This window comes from Pseudomonas sp. NGC7 (assembly GCF_047159675.1).
Classification (GTDB): domain Bacteria; phylum Pseudomonadota; class Gammaproteobacteria; order Pseudomonadales; family Pseudomonadaceae; genus Aquipseudomonas; species Aquipseudomonas kermanshahensis.
Genome location: NZ_BAAFZY010000001.1, coordinates 3,442,042 through 3,458,098 on the forward strand (window position 1 = coordinate 3,442,042; position 16,057 = coordinate 3,458,098).

General features: G+C 63.5%; 16 protein-coding genes. 10 read left to right on the forward strand and 6 right to left on the reverse strand.

The window, feature by feature from the left end; translation table 11 throughout:
• Positions 1–190 precede the first annotated feature (190 nt).
• Complete coding sequence (locus ACMCNM_RS15415) at positions 191–658, forward strand: sterol desaturase family protein (protein WP_186681583.1); 468 nt, start codon at positions 191–193, stop codon at positions 656–658.
• A 12-nt stretch (positions 659–670) separates the two neighbouring features.
• On the opposite strand, the gene ACMCNM_RS15420 is transcribed toward ACMCNM_RS15415, so the two are convergent.
• On the reverse strand, positions 671–1,570 hold the full coding sequence (locus ACMCNM_RS15420) for a bile acid:sodium symporter family protein (protein ID WP_027593198.1): 900 nt from the start codon (positions 1,568–1,570) through the stop codon (positions 671–673).
• A gap of 197 nt (positions 1,571–1,767) precedes the next feature.
• Between ACMCNM_RS15420 and ACMCNM_RS15425 the strand changes: the two genes are divergently transcribed.
• The 9 genes from ACMCNM_RS15425 (at position 1,768) to ACMCNM_RS15465 (ending at position 10,359) form a co-directional block, all read left to right on the forward strand.
• On the forward strand, positions 1,768–2,649 hold the full coding sequence (locus ACMCNM_RS15425) for a Dyp-type peroxidase (protein WP_085272827.1): 882 nt from the start codon (positions 1,768–1,770) through the stop codon (positions 2,647–2,649).
• An 88-nt stretch (positions 2,650–2,737) separates the two neighbouring features.
• Complete coding sequence (locus tag ACMCNM_RS15430; protein ID WP_412764816.1) at positions 2,738–3,646, forward strand: aldo/keto reductase; 909 nt, start codon at positions 2,738–2,740, stop codon at positions 3,644–3,646.
• 4 nt (positions 3,647–3,650) lie between these two features.
• Positions 3,651–4,934, forward strand: coding sequence for an NTP/NDP exchange transporter (locus tag ACMCNM_RS15435; RefSeq protein ID WP_412764817.1), 1,284 nt, complete (start codon positions 3,651–3,653; stop codon positions 4,932–4,934).
• 160 nt (positions 4,935–5,094) lie between these two features.
• Positions 5,095–5,277 (forward strand): general stress protein, encoded by a 183-nt coding sequence (locus tag ACMCNM_RS15440; protein ID WP_099454107.1) that lies wholly within the window; start codon positions 5,095–5,097, stop codon positions 5,275–5,277.
• Positions 5,278–5,331: 54 nt separating this feature from the next.
• On the forward strand, positions 5,332–6,666 hold the full coding sequence (locus ACMCNM_RS15445; RefSeq protein ID WP_412764818.1) for an iron-containing redox enzyme family protein: 1,335 nt from the start codon (positions 5,332–5,334) through the stop codon (positions 6,664–6,666).
• On the forward strand, positions 6,666–7,619 hold the full coding sequence (locus ACMCNM_RS15450; protein WP_412764819.1) for a methyltransferase: 954 nt from the start codon (positions 6,666–6,668) through the stop codon (positions 7,617–7,619). The genes ACMCNM_RS15445 and ACMCNM_RS15450 overlap by 1 nt, the downstream gene beginning before the upstream one ends.
• 6 nt (positions 7,620–7,625) lie before the next feature.
• Positions 7,626–8,777 (forward strand): carboxylate-amine ligase, encoded by a 1,152-nt coding sequence (locus ACMCNM_RS15455; protein WP_412764820.1) that lies wholly within the window; start codon positions 7,626–7,628, stop codon positions 8,775–8,777.
• Positions 8,778–8,823: 46 nt separating this feature from the next.
• Positions 8,824–9,405 carry a nucleosidase gene (locus ACMCNM_RS15460; RefSeq protein WP_027593205.1) on the forward strand — a complete coding sequence of 194 codons (582 nt, stop codon included), beginning with the start codon at positions 8,824–8,826 and terminating at the stop codon, positions 9,403–9,405.
• Positions 9,406–9,516: 111 nt separating this feature from the next.
• A complete protein-coding gene (locus tag ACMCNM_RS15465; RefSeq protein ID WP_099429364.1) occupies positions 9,517–10,359 on the forward strand; it encodes a Ku protein in 843 nt (280 codons plus the stop codon).
• Between the two features lie 56 nt (positions 10,360–10,415).
• On the opposite strand, the gene ACMCNM_RS15470 is transcribed toward ACMCNM_RS15465, so the two are convergent.
• From ACMCNM_RS15470 to ligD, 5 genes are read right to left on the reverse strand one after another with little or no spacing between them, the layout of a single operon-like run.
• Positions 10,416–11,078, reverse strand: coding sequence for a glycosyltransferase (locus tag ACMCNM_RS15470; RefSeq protein ID WP_412764821.1), 663 nt, complete (start codon positions 11,076–11,078; stop codon positions 10,416–10,418).
• Positions 11,075–11,674, reverse strand: a complete 600-nt coding sequence (locus ACMCNM_RS15475) for a class I SAM-dependent methyltransferase (protein ID WP_085272833.1) — start codon at positions 11,672–11,674, stop codon at positions 11,075–11,077. Before ACMCNM_RS15475 ends, ACMCNM_RS15470 begins: the two co-directional genes overlap by 4 nt.
• An 11-nt stretch (positions 11,675–11,685) precedes the next feature.
• Positions 11,686–12,435, reverse strand: coding sequence for a PIG-L deacetylase family protein (locus ACMCNM_RS15480; RefSeq protein ID WP_412764822.1), 750 nt, complete (start codon positions 12,433–12,435; stop codon positions 11,686–11,688).
• The gene (locus tag ACMCNM_RS15485) at positions 12,432–13,475 is read right to left on the reverse strand and encodes an acyl-CoA dehydrogenase (RefSeq protein WP_412764823.1); all 1,044 of its coding nucleotides are present in this window, start codon (positions 13,473–13,475) and stop codon (positions 12,432–12,434) included. Before ACMCNM_RS15485 ends, ACMCNM_RS15480 begins: the two co-directional genes overlap by 4 nt.
• Positions 13,475–15,967, reverse strand: a complete 2,493-nt coding sequence (gene ligD / locus ACMCNM_RS15490) for a DNA ligase D (RefSeq protein WP_412764824.1) — start codon at positions 15,965–15,967, stop codon at positions 13,475–13,477. The genes ACMCNM_RS15485 and ligD overlap by 1 nt, the downstream gene beginning before the upstream one ends.
• Positions 15,968–16,057: the final 90 nt, after the last annotated feature.

Genomic DNA, 16,057 nt, shown 5'->3' on the forward strand with positions numbered 1-16,057 from the left:
ATGCAGGACTCCTGTTTGGGGATGCGAAATTGCGTCGCGGACCTTACGCCCCGAGATAGGCGAGGTCAAGGGTAAAAACATGACAAGGGCTTCATCAGGAAAGTGCCTACAGCCCGTCACGCCTGCATGGAAAAATAAGCGGGTAGTCGGTAACCTTGCGCCTTCCCTTGCGATCACCCGGACCCGTTACATGCTCTTCAATCTCGCCGTGCTGCTCGGCACACTGGTGGCCATGGAGGGTGTCGGCACACTGGCGCACAAGTACATCATGCATGGCTGGGGCTGGTGGCTGCACCGCTCGCACCATGAGCCACACCTGGGCATGCTCGAGACCAATGACGTTTACCTGCTTGCGCTGGGGCTGATCGCCGCCGGCCTGGTGGCGCTGGGTAAAGCCGGGTACGCCCCCTTGCAGTGGGTGGGTGGGGGCGTGGCGGGGTACGGCCTGTTGTATGTGCTGGCTCACGACGGCTTCTTTCATCGCCACTGGCCCAAAAAACCGCGGCCAGTCAGCCGCTACCTCAAGCGCCTGCATCGTGCCCATCGGCTTCACCATGCGGTCAAAGGCCGGCAAGGCAGCGTGTCGTTCGGCTTTTTCTACGCTCCGCCCCTTGCAGTGCTCAAGCGCCAGTTGCGCGACCGACGCGAGCGGCCCTGACCGTCACGGCGGTCAGTTGACCGCGTTGCCCTCAGCCTCAACGGTTTCTGCCACGTGCCCGCGGCTCACCCACCAGCCAAACCCTGCCGCCGTGAAGAACATGATCAGGCTGTACAGCGCCGCCGGCACCGCCATGGTGGCGTTGTTCAGCAACGAAGGGCTCAAGGCCAGCGCGATCGCCAGGGTACCGTTGTGGATGCCGATTTCCATGCCGATGGCGATGGCCTGGCGCTTGGGAATCTTCAACAGCCGGGGCACCCAGTAGCCTACGGCCAGGCTCAGTACGTTGAACAACAGGGCAGCCAGGCCTACCACGGGGGCGTACTCGACCACCGTCTGCCAGTCCTTGGCCAGCGCGAGGATGATGGTGAAGGCCAGAAACAGTGCCGCCACCAGCTTCATCGGTTTTTCCATGCGTGCGGCAAAGCGCGGGGCAAAGTGGCGGATCAACATGCCCAGCGCCACCGGCAGCAGGACAATCGCGAACACCTGCAACACCTTGGCAAACTGCAGCGGGATGGCCTGGTCCGAGGCCATGAACCAGCCTAGCGACAGGTTCACCAGCAGCGGCATGGTGAGGATCGCAATCAACGAGTTGACCGCCGTCAAGGTGATGTTCAATGCCACATCGCCGTGGGCCAGGTGGCTGAACAGATTGGCCGTGGTCCCCCCCGGCGAGGCCGCCAGCAGCATCAGCCCCACCGCCAGGGCGGACTCCAGGCCAAAGCCGTTGGCGATCAGGAAGCACACCAGCGGCAGCAACAGGATCTGGCAGACCAGGCCAATCACCACAGGCTTGGGGTATTTCACCACACGGGCGAAATCGGCCAGGGTCAGCGACAGCCCAAGGCCGAGCATGATGATGCCTAGGGCCAGGGGCAGAAATGCGGTGAGCAGGGGCGAGGCAGTCATGAAGGGGCTCTCGGATCAGGGAGTCGCACAAAGGATTCCGAGGAGTGTAGGTGGCACTGCATTGATAGCTAATTGCAAAGCGCCACCTCTTGGTAACCTTTTGTTACCGAGTGCACCGTGCGCAGCGTCTGCATGCCGCGTTGCGATGGGCGTTCCGGCGCAGTAGCATGCGCGCTTTTACCGAGGATTAGCCTGTCATGCCGTTTCAGCAAGGTCTGCTTGCCACGCCGGTGCCGGCCCATGCCCGCCACCTGTTCTTCACGCTGCACTCGCCCGAAGCGCTGCCCGCCGCACTCGACGCCTTGCTCCCGCAGGTCGACGGCCAACAGTTGATCCTGGGCGTCGGCGCGACCCTGGCCAAGGCCCTGGGCCGTGACGTGCCGGGTTTGCGTGCCTTCCCGCTGCTGGACGCCGCCGTGGAGAACCCCAGCACCCAGCACGCCTTGTGGCTGTGGCTGCGGGGTAACGAGCGTGGCGACCTGCTGCTGCGGGCCCAGGCCCTGGAACACGCGCTGGCACCGGCGTTGCGCCTGGCAGACAGCGTCGATGGCTTTTTGCACCGGGGTGGCCACGACCTGACCGGCTATGAAGACGGCACCGAGAACCCGGTGGACGAAGACGCCGTGCAAGCCGCCATCGTTGACGACGCGCCCCCTGGCCTCAACGGTTCCAGCTTTGCCGCGTTCCAACTGTGGAAGCATGACTTGGAGTACTTCAAGTCGCTGCCCCAGGCGGACCAGGACAACATCATCGGCCGCCGCCTCAGCGACAACGAAGAGCTTGACGACGCCCCGGCGTCCGCGCACGTCAAACGCACTGCCCAGGAAAGCTTCGAACCTGAGGCGTTCATGGTCCGTCGCTCGGTCGCCTGGGCTGACGCCCGTGGTGCTGGCCTTGCCTTCGTGGCGCTGGGCCACAGCTTCGATGCCTTCGAAGTGCAACTGCGGCGCATGAGCGGCCTGGAAGACGGCATCATCGACGGCCTCTACCGTTTCAGCCGGCCACTGACCGGTGGTTATTACTGGTGCCCGCCGATGGGTGAAACCGGCCTGGACCTGCGGCTGCTGTTGCAGGCCTGATCGCTAACATCCAGATACAGAATCACTCGCCGAGGCGGGGTAGAGCGGCTAGCCTTGAAAGTTTCCGGTTCATGACGGGGGCTTTTCCATGTATGCACGTCGTGATGTCCTACGCGCCGGTGCAGCCTTGGGGTTGCTGGCCGCAAGCCCTTGGCTGCACGCAGGGGCGGCGAGTGGCCTGCTGACGCGCACTATCCCTTCCACCGGCGAGGCCTTGCCGGTCATCGGTGCCGGTACCTCTGGCAGTTTCGAGGTCGAGGCCGGCTCGCCTCAGTACCAGCAGCTCGGCGCGGTGCTCAAGGCCTTCTTCGAAGGTGGCGGCAGGGTCATCGACACCTCGCCCAACTATGGGGGGGCCGACAGCATCCTGGGCCAGTTGCTGGAAGAGGGCGGCTGGCACAAGCAGTGCTTTCTAGCCACCAAGATCGCCGCCGACAGCCAGGCCGACGCACAAGCGCAGTGGCAAGGCAGCCTGCGCAGCTTGCGCACCGACAAGGTCGACCTGCTGCAGATCCACAACCTGCGCGATTGGCAGACCCAACTGCCCTACGCCCGTGAACTCAAGCAGCAGGGCAAGACCCGCTACGTCGGCATCACCCATTACCTGAACAGCGGCCAGGATGAAGTGGCCAGGATCGTACGTAGCGAACCGCTCGACTTCATTCAGATCAACTACTCGGTCAACGCCCCACAGGCCGCGCGTGAGCTGCTGCCATTGTGCCAAGACAAGGGCGTCGCGGTGCTGATCAACCGGGCGTTCGATGACGGCCGGCTGTTTGCCCGGGTCAAGGACCAACCGTTGCCTGGCTGGGCGTCAGAAGTGGGCATCGGCAGCTGGGCACAGTTGTTTCTGAAGTTCGCCATCAGCCACCCGGCAGTGACCACGGTCATTCCCGCCACCAGCCGGCCTGATCGCCAGCTCGATCAGCTCAAGGCCGGGCATACGCCATTGCTCAGCCAGGCGCAGCAACAGGCGCTGATCGAACAGTTCGGCTGACACCATGCAAGGCTGGCGGCGGCGTCTGGACCAAGGGCTGAACATACAACCGGGCGAAGGGCCGGCGGTGGTTGCCGGCCTGTTGTTGTTCTACTTGCTGTTCACCGGCTACTTCATGCTGCGCCCGGTGCGCGAGACCATGGGTGTGGCCGGTGGCGTGGATAACCTGCAGTGGCTGTTCACCGGCACCTTCGTCGCCACCCTGGCATGCCTGCCGCTGTTCGGCTGGCTGGCATCCAAGGTGAGGCGGCGGCAAATCCTGCCCTGGACCTACGGGTTCTTCACCAGCAACCTGTTGCTGTTCGCGGTGCTGTTTGCCCAGGCCCCGGACGATGTATGGACTGCGCGCGCGTTCTATATCTGGCTGTCGGTGTTCAACTTGCTGACCATTTCACTGGCCTGGAGCGTGCTTGCCGACCTGTTTGCCACCGAACAAGGCAAACGGTTGTTTGGCCTGCTGGCAGCGGGTGCCAGCCTGGGCGGCCTCTGCGGGCCGATCCTGGGTACCTTGCTGGTGGGCCCGCTGGGGCATGCAGGCCTACTGGTACTGGCCGGGCTATTTCTGCTAGGCAGCACCGGCGCTGCCCTGTTTTTGCAGCGCTGGCGAGACCGCCATCCGCTGCCGGCCCATCTGCAGCGCTCGACGTCCAAGCCGTTGGGTGGCAACCCGTTCGCGGGGGCTGTTGCCGTGCTGCGCTCTCCTTATTTGTTGGGCATCGCGCTATTCGTGGTGCTGCTGGCCAGTGTCAGCACGTTCCTGTACTTCGAACAGGCGCGTATTGTCAGCGAAACCTTCACCGACCGTACCCGGCAAACTCAAGTGTTCGGCCTGATCGACACCGTTGTCCAGGCCTTGGCGATACTCACGCAGGTGTTTCTGACCGGGCGCCTGGCGAAAAGGATGGGCGTGGGCGTATTGCTGGTGGCGGTGCCGTTGATCATGGCCGCAGGCTTTGTCTGGCTGGCAGTGGCCCCAGTGTTCGCCGCCTTCGTGGTGGTGATGGTGGTGCGTCGGGCCGGTGAATATGCGCTCGTCCGGCCGGGGCGGGAGATGCTCTTCACCGTGTTGTCGGCAGAAGACAAGTACAAAGCCAAGAACTTCATCGACACTGTGGTCTACCGCGGCGGTGACGCCCTCAGCGGTTGGCTCAAGCGGGCATTGGATGTGCTGGGGGAGCACCCGCAACTGGCGATGCTGATTGGCGCGGCCATTGCGTTGGGCTGGGCGGCAACAGGCGGCTGGCTGGGCCGTTGCCAAGTCAAGCTGGACCCGTCCGGCGCTGAGTAAAGCGCCGGAGCGCTTGGCGCGCCAAATAAGCAACCACTGCTTATTTAATGCCACCGGTCCGAACCTCTCGCAATAAAACGAATCCCTCGATATCGCCGAACTCCGAAGCTATGTACGGCAAAACGCCGTGCTTCCTGAAGTCATATGAGGTTTCACGACCATGGCTAACAAAGAGAACAGCCGCACCGGCACCCAGGGCAAGGAAGGCAGCCAAGGCGGCAGCAAGAACCCAGGCAACTTCGCCAACGACCGCGAGAAGGCTTCTGAAGCCGGACGCAAAGGCGGTCAGTCTTCGGGCGGCAACATGCCCAACGACACCAGCCGTAAAGGCGGCCGTTCGTAACTGAGGAATACGCAGTGCCGGGGCGACCTGGCACTGCATTCAGAGGAACACGGCATGACGGTGCTGACCCGCAAGACCGCTATACATGAAAGGTCTATGACCGCAAGCCATAGCCTGCAGCACAGGTACCAGAGCCTTTTGCAAGGTCACGACGGCACAAGCGCTGTGTGGCTTGATGAACAGATCACCCGCGTCGAGCAGCACCCCGACGACCTTCCGCCCAGCCCCTCACAGCTCCCTGCCTGGAGCGCGCAGCATGCCGCCGAGGTTGCCAAAGCCTATGCTGAATACTTACAGCAGCGACGCGAAGGGGGAGCACGCCGGTATTTCAGCAACCGCGCCCATGCGTTGTGGTTTCTGCAACAAATCGCGCCGACCAAAGCCGTGGATGGGGCGTGGCTGCACGGCACCCTCCAGCATTGGCAGGACCCGCGTTACCACGGGCTGATCCGCACTTACCTTGAAGAGCTGGGCAATGGCGATCCGCGTTGTAACCACGTGTTGATCTACCAACGGCTACTGAGCCGTCTTGGCTGCCTGGAACCCTCACATCTGGATGACAGTCGCTATCTGCAGGGCGCCGTGCAGCTCGCCCTTGGCGCGCACGGTGACGCTTTTTTACCCGAAGTACTGGGTTATAACCTGGGCTATGAGCAGCCGCCACTGCACCTGCTGATTACCACGTATGAATTGGCAGAGCTGGGTATCGATGGCCACTACTTCCAACTGCATGTGACCATTGATAACGCTGCCAGTGGCCATGCTCATCTGTCTATCCAGGCTTTACAACAGCTGTGCCCGGTAGAAGATCCGCAGACCTTCTATCAACGGGTGCGACGCGGTTACAGGCTTAACGAACTCGGTACGCCAGCGGCCACCCTGATCGGTGAATTCGATCTGCAGGCGCAGTTGTTCGCTGCCCTGGAGCGCAAGCGCCAGTATGGTCAATACATGCACTCCGACCACTGCCGCTTGCAAAAGCGCACCATCAATCAATGGTTGGCAGAACCGGGCGCCATGCCAGCTTTCGTCGATGCGCTGCAGGCCCAAGGCTGGATTCGGCGCGGAGAAAACCCAGTGCACAGCCGCTGGTGGGCACTGATCGATGGGCCTACTGCGCCCATGTTCGGGGTATTCACCGCGTACGAAAAGCAGTTGTGGCATGACTGGATCGCTGACAGCTGGCAAGCCAGCACGCGACGCGTGATGCCGGGCAGTTGGGACACGGGTTTGCCAGGTGAGAGCCTGCCCGATTTCAACCAGCAGACGGCCTCGCTGGATACCCTGGTAGAGCGCATGGCCGGCAATCGTCATGCATTGCCTGAGGGGTTGCTGGCCACTCAAGCTTTCGTGCGTGCAACCGGCCTGGCTCAAGAAGGATGCCATTGATGCTGCTTGAAACAGACCTGTCCCAGGCAGACCAGGCACTGCTGCAACTGGGCCAGCGCCTGCGTGCCGATGGCTACCGCTTTACCTGCGTCAGCCCGGCCACCCATGCCCGCAACAATGCCCGCGATGACGCCAGGCAGGCGACGAACGTGCGCGACGTGTTCGGCTGGAGCCGACCGTTTGCGCCTTCGCAGATGCCTGCCGACCAATTAGCCCCGTTGGAGCGCGCGCAAGTGCTGGAGCACCACGGCGGGCTGATGGCCAGCTCGGTGCGCTGGTCCACGCTGGATGACCTGCTGCTGGTCCATTCGGCTTACCCGACCCACGCCTGCGACGCAGTATTCTTCGGCCCCGACAGCTACCGCTTTGCCCAGGTCATCCACGATCACCTGCGGCACAGCCCGTGTCGGGTGGAGCATGCGGTCGACATCGGTTGCGGTACCGGCGTGGGCGCGTTGATCATCGCGCGCGCCGCTCAGCATGCGCAGGTCAGCGCGGTCGACATCAACCCGCTTGCGTTACGCTACACCACCATCAATGCCGCCTTGGCGGGTATCAACAACGTGTCGGTGGCGGCCAGTGACCTGCTCGACGGCCTAAGCGGCCGATTCGACTTGATCGTCGCCAATCCCCCTTACATGCTGGACCTCAGCGCGCGCACTTACCGCCACGGTGGTGGGGCGCTGGGCGAAGCGCTGTCGCTGCGTATCATCGAACAGGCCCTGGAGCGCCTGACTCCTCGGGGCACCTTGTTGCTGTATACCGGTGTGGCGATCGTCGAAGGCCGCGACCCGCTGCTTGAGGCTGTTCGTTTGCGCTTGGCGGGCCAGGCGTGGTCTTGGGTCTACCGGGAAATCGACCCTGATGTGTTCGGCGAGCAACTGGCCGAACCCGGCTATGAACACGTCGAGCGCATAGCCGCCGTAGCGCTTACTGTTACCCGCGACGGCTGAACCAGCATGCTCCGGCCTTGCACGTTTGGCCTCGAAGAGGAATACCTGTTGGTGGACCTTGCCACCGGCAAGGTCCCAACGTTGCCAGCGTCGAGCCTGGCCAGGCACTGCCGAGAGGTATTGGGGCCGTACTTTGCCCAAGAGATGTTCCGCTGCCAGATAGAAGTCGCCTCACCGGTGTTCGTTAACCTGTACCAGGCGCGGGAATTCTTCGTGCATGCGCGGCAGCGGCTGAGCGACGTACTGGCGGCGCAGGGTATGGGCCTGTATGGCGCAGCCAGCCACCCCAATGCACCTTGGTTACGGCATAAGCCGGCAGCCTCGGCACACTACCGCCAGCTGTTCGACGACTACCGGCATGTGGCACGGCGCAGCCTGCTCAACGGTTTGCATGTGCACGTAGGCGTACCGGCTGACTGCGATCGCATGCAACTGATCAATCGCCTGGTGCCCTGGTTGCCGTTGCTACTCGTGCTCAGCACATCGTCACCCTTATGGCTGGGCCAGGCGACCGGCTACATGAGCTACCGGCGGGTCATTTGTGGCGAGTGGCCCCACATGGGGTTGCCAGAGCCATTAGCGGATTGGCCCGCCTACGAGCGCTACCGAGCCTTGCTGCAAAGGACCGGCTCACTGGCAGAAAAGGGTGATTTCTGGTGGGCGATCAGGCCTTCGCAGCGCTTTCCGACAGTCGAGTTACGTATCTGCGATGGTTGCCCTTGCCTTGAGGACGCATTGAGCATTGCCGGCGTGTTTCGCCACTTGGTCGAGCACAGCCTGCAGCCAAGGCATGAACGTAGCCCCTTCAATCGCGAGCTGCGCTGGGTCGCACAGGAAAACTACTGGCGAGCCATGCGCTATGGGCGCCATGGTCAATTCATCGGTGCCGATGCGCAGCAGCCGGTCACGGCGCAAGGCTGGCTTGGGCAGTTGCAGGGCCAGTTTCCGGTCGACACTGTCGACGCCGAACGCGCCTTCCTGCATGCCCACGGCATTCTGCGCGAGGGCACCAGCGCGGACCGGCAATTGCACTGCCTGGAGCGCGCCCAAGCCGATGGGCAAAGCGCAGCACACGCTTTACAGGCCGTGGTCGAGCAAGTGGTGACGCAAGGACACGCCGGATTGCCAACGGCTGGGGTTGCAATTACACAGGGTTGACCGAAAATGGCCGCGCCCTTTGCAGCCACTCGGAACGTCCTGCGCCATGATGCTGATCAAGCAATTTCCCCAGATCACCCCGACCGACACGCTTTTTGTCTTCGCCCTCGAGGCAGAGGCGGGCACTGTGTTTGCCGATGTGAACACCGTGTTCACCGGCATCGGCAAGGTCAATGCCGCCATCGCACTGACCAAGGCCATTGCCCAGCGCAAGCCCAAGTTGATCGTCAACCTGGGCTCTGCCGGCAGCCAACGCTATGGCAAGGGCGAGGTGGTGTGCTGTACCCGTTTCGTGCAGCGCGACATGGACGTCACGCCATTGGGCTTCGCCCGGTACGAGACGCCGCTGTCTGACATCCCGGTGCTGCTGGAACACGGCGAGGAAATCCCCGGGCTTGCCCTGGGTACCTGCGGCAGTGGTGACAGCTTCGAAGTCAGTCACGGCGAGGCACCTTACGATATCGTCGACATGGAAGCCTATGTGCTGGCCCTGATCGCCCGTGACGAAGGCATTCCGTTCGTCTGCCTCAAGTACATTTCAGACGATGCCGGCAGCGACGCGGCAGACGACTGGTCGGTGCAGGTGCACCTGGCCGCCGAAGCCTTCAAGCGTGTGTTGTTCAGCTAAAAAAGCGGCGCTGCCCGCCGCAGGGCAGCCTGACTAAACCTTCCCCGCGCGCCGCAGTCACTTCCAGTAGAAGCCCCGATAGACGCGGGGCCTGGCGGGAGGTGATTAACGATGGCTAGGGCAATCTGGAAAGGCGCGATCAGCTTTGGGCTGGTGCACATCCCTGTCTCGCTCAATACCGCTGTGCGCACCGAGCGGGTGGATTTCGACTGGCTCGACAAACGCAGCATGGAGCCGGTCGGGTACAAGCGGGTCAACAAGGTCACAGGCAAGGAAATCGACAAGGAGCACATCGTCAAAGGTGTGGAGTATGAAAAGGGCCGCTATGTGGTGATCAGCGAGGAGGAGATCCGCACGGCCCGGCCTGAAGCCACCCAGACCATTGATATTTTCTCGTTCGTCGATGCCGGCGAAATCCCCCTTCAGCACTTCGATACCCCGTATTACCTGGCCCCCGACCGCCGTGGCGGCAAGGTTTACGCGCTGCTGCGCGAGACCCTGGCGAGTACCGGCAAGGTGGCCTTGGCCACGGTGGTGTTGCATACCCGTCAGCACCTGACGCTGCTGCGCCCGCTCGACGATGCACTGGTGATGATCACCTTGCGCTGGCCAGAGGAAGTGCGAGGGCTGGAGACGCTGGAGCTGGACAAGAGCGTGACCGACACCAAGGTAGACAAGCGTGAACTGGACATGGCCAAGCGGCTGGTGGAGGACATGAGCGGGCCGTGGCAGCCGGATGAATACCACGATGCGTTTCGCCAGACGATCATGGACCTGGTGGAAGAGAAGGCCAGTAAAGGCAAGATCAGCGTGGTCGAGAAGGGCGAGGGCGGCAGTGCAGAGAAAAGTGCCGATATCATCGACCTTACCGAGTTGCTCAAGCGCAGTTTGGGGGGCAAGGGTGGGGCTACTGGCAAGAAGAAGCCTGCCAAGCGGACCCGGAAGGCTTCTTGATCTTTCCATCTATGTATCGGCAGCCCACTCCTGTGGGAGCGCTATAAGCCTGCGATTCAGGAGGGGGAGGCTTCAAGGCCTGCCAGAAAATCCCCAAACCCTTCCCGGGCGCGGCTGTCGCGTCGGCTGCTGGTCGCCACGCTGTGCCGTGCCGTCCAGGAAATCTGCGCACCGTGCGCCTCCAGGTCGCGCACCAGTTGTACGTCTTCATGGGCCGGCAACGGCTGGAACCCCCCGATACGCAAATACGCCTGTGCACTGACCCCAAGGTTGGCGCCGTGGATATGCCGGTGCCCCTCTCGTGCCTGGTAATGGCTCAGGTACAACCGGCGCAACGCGGCTTTCTGCCAGGGCTGCCAGCGCTCCACATGCACGGTGCCACAGACCACGTCCGCACCACACGCCAGTTGCGACAGCAACCAATGCGGCGGCACCTGGCTGTCGGCATCGGTACAGGCCAGCCAGCTGGCGCCCTGTTCGATCATCTGTGCCGCGCCGGCACTGCGCGCCATGCCAACATTGCCTGCGTGCACTTCCAGTGTCTGCACCTGGTGCCGCCTGGCAACCGCCGCGCTACCATCGCTGCAGCGGTCCAGTACCACCAGTATTTCGACCTGATAGCCCGCCAACTCAGCCTGGTCTGCAGCCGCCCGCACGGACTTGAGGCAACGACCCAGGCGGCGCGCTTCGTTGTGCGCGGGTATGACCACGGCAATCATGGGCAGGTCTCGTCGAGGTCGACCACGCTGGGCTGGCAGGACCAGTATTCGAGCAGAAAGTCCGCTTCTTCATGGCGATAGACGGGGTACAGCGGCAGATGCTTGCCCAGCATGCGATGCACTTCACGCCCGTCCTGGGGGCAGCCCGCGATCGGGTGTTTCCAGTGGCAGGCCAGCAGGCCGCCGTCGTCGCTGAGGCTGGCGGCTGACTGTTCGATTACTTGCAACCAATCGGTGGGATCAAGGTAGTAACCCAGCTCACTCAGCACGATCAGGTCAAAGCGCCCACCGGGCCAATCACCCGGAAGCCTGCCGAGTTCGACCGAGGCGTGGCTGACCCCGGCCAAGCGTTCCCGCGCGAGGCCTACGGCAGTTGGGTTCAAGTCCTGGCACAACAAGTCTGCACACCGCTCGGCCAGCAAGGCACTCAGCTCGCCATTGGCGCACGCAGGCTCGAACACGCGCTCATAGCATTGGCGGGGCAGGCTGGCCATGACCAGCTCGCGTTTGCGCTTTTCGTACCAGCGGGTGCGAAAGGCCCAAGGGTCTTCGCTGCTGGCGTACAGGTCGGCGAAATACTGTGCGTCGAGGCTCATGACAACTCCCTTTACAAGAACACCAATTCGAAAGGCTGTAGCAGGCACTCCTGCAAGTTCGCTGGCAGCACGGGCGGTTGGCCTTCATCTGGCTCGAGTTGGCTGATGTGCGCGGCCAAGGCCTTGCGCTTGCGGGCCAGGCGGGTTTCATCCAGCTGCACGCGATGAGCCCGTGGCCAGGGCAGGCGAGGGTCGTCAGGTTGCGCCCAGTGCCAGGCCCAGACCGGCACCTCCACCAATTGCACCTTGCGCGCCATTGCCGCTTGCGCGGCGGCCCTGCCCACCGCCTCGTGGTCGCAGTGGCCGTCGTTGCGCCAGGTGGCCATCAGCACGTCGTCAGGCTTGAGCAACTGGCTCAGGTGGTTGACTAGAAACGCCTCGTCCCGCGGCAGCGCGCCGTCCTTCAGGTGCAGCTTGCGCCAGTCCAGCCGGTTGAGGTCAAGTTCGAGCTGTTGCAGGGCGTGGCGGCTCTCCAGCGGCCGCTGCCTGCGCAAGCGGTGCTCGGTCCAGTGGCTGGAGCCTGGGTGGCTGCCTTCGCCATCGGTAGCAGAGACCAACACCAGGTCGTCCTCGCGCCCATGAAAGCCTGCCAGCAAACCACCCGCCATAAGAATTTCGTCATCCGGGTGCGGGGCGATCAGTACAAGCCGGCGGCCAGGCGGGCACAGTTGCCCTGGGTCGATCCAGGTGGCCCTGGCCAGGTGCGCGGCGTGCTGCCAGGCCGACCAGGGGGTACCGCTACTCGACTCGATCAAATTCATAGTTGCCAGGCTCCTGCCGGCAGGGTAGCCAGCTGCTGTCCGAGGGCGGCCAGGTCACGCTCGGCGTGGCTCTGGCGCAGGAACACCGGCAAGTCGGCACTCAACCGGGCAAAGTGGCTGCTGCGGCAAAACGGCGAGGCGCCCAAGGCGCGCCCCACGTGATGGATCACGTGCTCGACGGCCTGTTCGACCTGTGCGCGGGTACGCCGTACTTCGAAACACGCGTCTGCGCCCGGCTGGCGGTCGATCCAGCCCGCACACTCGCGCAGCGCCGCCCTGGCACCGCACAAGGCGGCGTCCACAGCCCCCAAGTGCGCGTCGGCGTGCGGGTCTGGCCGCGGGTTGCGACAGTGTTCGCGCAGGTAGTCCGCCAGGGCCTCGGCGCCGCCGTACCAGCACGCCGCGATGCCACCACCCCCGTGCCAAAAGCCGGGTCTGGAGAGGTACTGCCCGGGCCGGCCGATGGCAATACCAGGGGTATGGTTGAACTCGACCTCGACGCTCGCGGTAATGGCCATGCCGACCGCCTGCCACTGTTCGATACGCAAGCCTTGGCTGGGGTGCGACAGCTCTATGGCCACCAGCTGCGGTTGGTCGTCTTCACCCCATGCCGTGATCAGGGCGCGGTCGATTTGCAAGGCGCCCGAGCACCACGCCTTGCGGCCCGAAAGCCGCACCTGCTCGCCCTGGCGCTCGACGATACGTGCGCGGGCATCTGGCGGTTCCGCCGCCCAGACACCCCAAATGCCGTCCTGCGCATGGTGCGCGGCACCACATTCGGCCAGGATCGCCAAGGCATCGGTGTGGCCTTCGTAGAGCTTGGCCAAGGCCATGTCACAACCGGCAATGCGGGCCAGGCTCTGCCAGCGGCGCAGCGTGTTGCCCTGGCCGGGCAGGGGCAGCAGGTCAAGGTGGTCGGCCTGCAGCGCCTGCATCAGCGCCGGCAGTTGGGTATCGAGGTTCAGTGCCTGCGGCCTTTCGGTGAAGCTGCGCAACAGGCGGTCGAGGGTATTCAAATCAAAGTCCTGAATGATGCTCATCAGCCCAGCCCTAGCTGTTTGCGCATGCGCGCAGTGATCGATTGACGGGCCTTGCCCATGTCGGCCCAGGGGTCGTCCACCTCGGCCAGGCGCTCGTGCAGGTTACCGATGTGCCATTGGTTGGCACCCTTGAGCTGGGCCAGCTCTTCACGCCAGATCGGCACGGACACCGGCAGGCCCTCCCGGGCGCGCAAGGAATAGGCACAGGCGGTGGTGGCGCCTTTGCCATTGCGCAGATAGTCGATGAAGATGCGCCCGACCCGGTTCTTCGGCCCCGACACGGCGCTGAGGCGATCAGGGAACAGGTTGGCCAGGTAATCGACGATCGCATGGCTGAAGCCCTTCACCTCGTCCCAGCCCGCTTTTCGGGTCAGCGGCACGACAATGTGAATGCCCTTGCCACCACTGGTCTTCAGAAACACCTTCAGGCCAAGTTCGTCGAGCAAGGTCAAGGTCAGCTGCGTGGCCTCCAGCATGGCTTTCCAGGGCAGCGCCGGGTCCGGGTCCAGGTCGAGCACGAAGCGGTCCGGTTTGTCGAAGTCCTTGTCGGTGGCGTTCCAGGTGTGCAGTTCGAGCATGTTCATCTGCACCGCGCCCAGCAGAGTATCGGCGCGGTTGATGACCATGGCGGCCTGGCCGGCCTGTTTCTTGTCGTAGCTGACCACGTTGGGGATGTGCAGCTGGCCAGCGTTTTTCTGGAAGAACAACTCGCCACCGAGGCCTTCGGGTGCGCGTACCAGCGCCACGGGGCGGTTTTTCAGCTGGGGCAGGATCCATTGGCTCACCTGCGCATAGTATTCGGCGACTTGGCGTTTGGTGGTGGCGCGGGTGGCGTCGATGACGCGGTCAGGGTGGGTCAGGCGCAATTCGCCCAACGCCTCGGGCTTGTGTTGAGCCTTGGTTTTGGCCACGGACTTGCCAGGCATGGCGTGCTCCAGGTCGATCGCGGTCGCGGGTTTGTCATCACGCAGGCCGTGGAACACCGCATGGCGCGCCACGCCGTCTCGGGTCATCTGTGCGTAGGCGACTTCGGCGAGCAGCGTCGGCTTGAGCCAGTGCACGCCCCGGGCTTCGGCGCCGGTCGGTGGCTTGCTCAGCATCGGCTTGGGGGTTTCCAACGGTTTGAGTCGCGCATGAATGGTTTCCAGGGTGGCAGCACTGAACCCTGTACCGACTTTGCCGGCATAGCGCAGCGCGCCGCTGTCGTCGTGCACGGCCAGCAGCAAGGCGCCAAAAGCGCTGCGGCTGCCCTTGGGGTCGGTGTAGCCGACAATCACGAACTCCTGGCGTTGCTGGCACTTGAGCTTGACCCAGTCGGCGCTGCGGCGCCCGGTGTAAGGGCTGTCGGCGCGTTTGCCGATCAAGCCTTCCAGGTTCATGCGGCAGGCGCTGTCGAGCAGGGAGTCGACCGGTTGATCGAAACCTTCGGAAAACCTCAGCCACTGCGCGTCGGCCTGTTCAAGCAACTGCTGCAGGGTTTTGCGCCGCGCTTGCAGCGGTAACTGGCGTAGGTCCTCGCCGCCCAGGAAGGGCAGGTCGAACAGGTAGTAGAGAATGTGCTGATCGTCCTCGACATCGAACGCGTTCTGCAGGGCCTGGAAGTCGGCCACACCGTGTTCGTCATTGACCACCATTTCGCCGTCCAACCAGGCCGAGTCGAGGCCCAGCGTGCGCAGTGCCTCTCGCTGATGGGGCAGCTTGGCGGTCCAGTCGTGGCCATTGCGGGTAAAAAGACGCACGTCATCGCCGTCGATGCGCGCGAGAATCCGGTAGCCATCGAACTTGACCTCGTACAACCAGTCGCCGGCGGGTGGCGAGTCGACCAGGGTCGCCAGTTGGGGTTGCAGCGTGTCGGGTAACGGGGCCTTCTGTGCGCCAGCCTTGCGTTTGCGGGTACGCGGCGCCGCTTTTTCGGCAGGCTTGCTACGCCTGGGGACCAGGGTGCGCTCGCTGAGCACGCTGTCGGGCTGGGCCTCGACGATGCTGTAATCGGCCTCGCTACGGGCTTCGCCATCGTGCGATTTGACTAGCATCCATTGCTCTTTCTTGCCCGCCAGGTGGGTGCGGAACAGGTTCCAGACGCCGTTGAGCTTCTCGCCTTGCAGGCGAAAGCGCAGCTTGCCCTTGGCGTAGGCCTGCTGCGCATCACCTTCAGGCTCCCAGATGCCTCGGTCCCAGACGATCACATCGCCCGCGCCGTAATGGCCTTCGGGGATATTGCCCTCGAAATCGGCGTAGTCCAGCGGGTGATCTTCGACGTGCACGGCCAAACGCCGCACCTTCGGGTCCAGCGACGGGCCCTTGGGGATGGCCCAGCTCTTGAGCGTGCCGTCGAGTTCCAGACGGAAGTCGTAGTGCAGATGGCTGGCGTCGTGCTTCTGGATGCAGAACTGCAGGGCATGGGGCTTCCGGCCCCGGCCACGTTTACCGCTCGGCTCGGGCGTGGCATTGAAGTCACGCTTGCGCTGGTATTCCTGCAGGGGCTTGGCCATGGCGGGGTCCTGAAGAATCACGGGGGCTCTTCAGGTGGGAGGGGGTGCGGTGAGGGGAGTTCAAAATTTCCCCCCGTCGAGCGCCTGGCG

Excerpts from the sequence above, each read along its gene's own strand:
- ACMCNM_RS15480 (WP_412764822.1), bottom strand. The coding sequence starts at position 12,435 with ATGAATTTGATCGAGTCGAGTAGCGGTACCCCCTGGTCGGCCTGGCAG.
- ACMCNM_RS15440 (WP_099454107.1), top strand. The coding sequence starts at position 5,095 with ATGGCTAACAAAGAGAACAGCCGCACCGGCACCCAGGGCAAGGAAGGC.
- ACMCNM_RS15485 (WP_412764823.1), bottom strand. The coding sequence starts at position 13,475 with ATGAGCATCATTCAGGACTTTGATTTGAATACCCTCGACCGCCTGTTG.
- ACMCNM_RS15450 (WP_412764819.1), top strand. The coding sequence starts at position 6,666 with ATGCTGCTTGAAACAGACCTGTCCCAGGCAGACCAGGCACTGCTGCAA.
- ACMCNM_RS15475 (WP_085272833.1), bottom strand. The coding sequence starts at position 11,674 with ATGAGCCTCGACGCACAGTATTTCGCCGACCTGTACGCCAGCAGCGAA.
- ACMCNM_RS15425 (WP_085272827.1), top strand. The coding sequence starts at position 1,768 with ATGCCGTTTCAGCAAGGTCTGCTTGCCACGCCGGTGCCGGCCCATGCC.
- ACMCNM_RS15435 (WP_412764817.1), top strand. The coding sequence starts at position 3,651 with ATGCAAGGCTGGCGGCGGCGTCTGGACCAAGGGCTGAACATACAACCG.
- ligD (WP_412764824.1), bottom strand. The coding sequence starts at position 15,967 with ATGGCCAAGCCCCTGCAGGAATACCAGCGCAAGCGTGACTTCAATGCC.
- ACMCNM_RS15420 (WP_027593198.1), bottom strand. The coding sequence starts at position 1,570 with ATGACTGCCTCGCCCCTGCTCACCGCATTTCTGCCCCTGGCCCTAGGC.
- ACMCNM_RS15415 (WP_186681583.1), top strand. The coding sequence starts at position 191 with ATGCTCTTCAATCTCGCCGTGCTGCTCGGCACACTGGTGGCCATGGAG.
- ACMCNM_RS15460 (WP_027593205.1), top strand. The coding sequence starts at position 8,824 with ATGATGCTGATCAAGCAATTTCCCCAGATCACCCCGACCGACACGCTT.
- ACMCNM_RS15455 (WP_412764820.1), top strand. The coding sequence starts at position 7,626 with ATGCTCCGGCCTTGCACGTTTGGCCTCGAAGAGGAATACCTGTTGGTG.
- ACMCNM_RS15470 (WP_412764821.1), bottom strand. The coding sequence starts at position 11,078 with ATGATTGCCGTGGTCATACCCGCGCACAACGAAGCGCGCCGCCTGGGT.
- ACMCNM_RS15465 (WP_099429364.1), top strand. The coding sequence starts at position 9,517 with ATGGCTAGGGCAATCTGGAAAGGCGCGATCAGCTTTGGGCTGGTGCAC.
- ACMCNM_RS15430 (WP_412764816.1), top strand. The coding sequence starts at position 2,738 with ATGTATGCACGTCGTGATGTCCTACGCGCCGGTGCAGCCTTGGGGTTG.
- ACMCNM_RS15445 (WP_412764818.1), top strand. The coding sequence starts at position 5,332 with ATGACGGTGCTGACCCGCAAGACCGCTATACATGAAAGGTCTATGACC.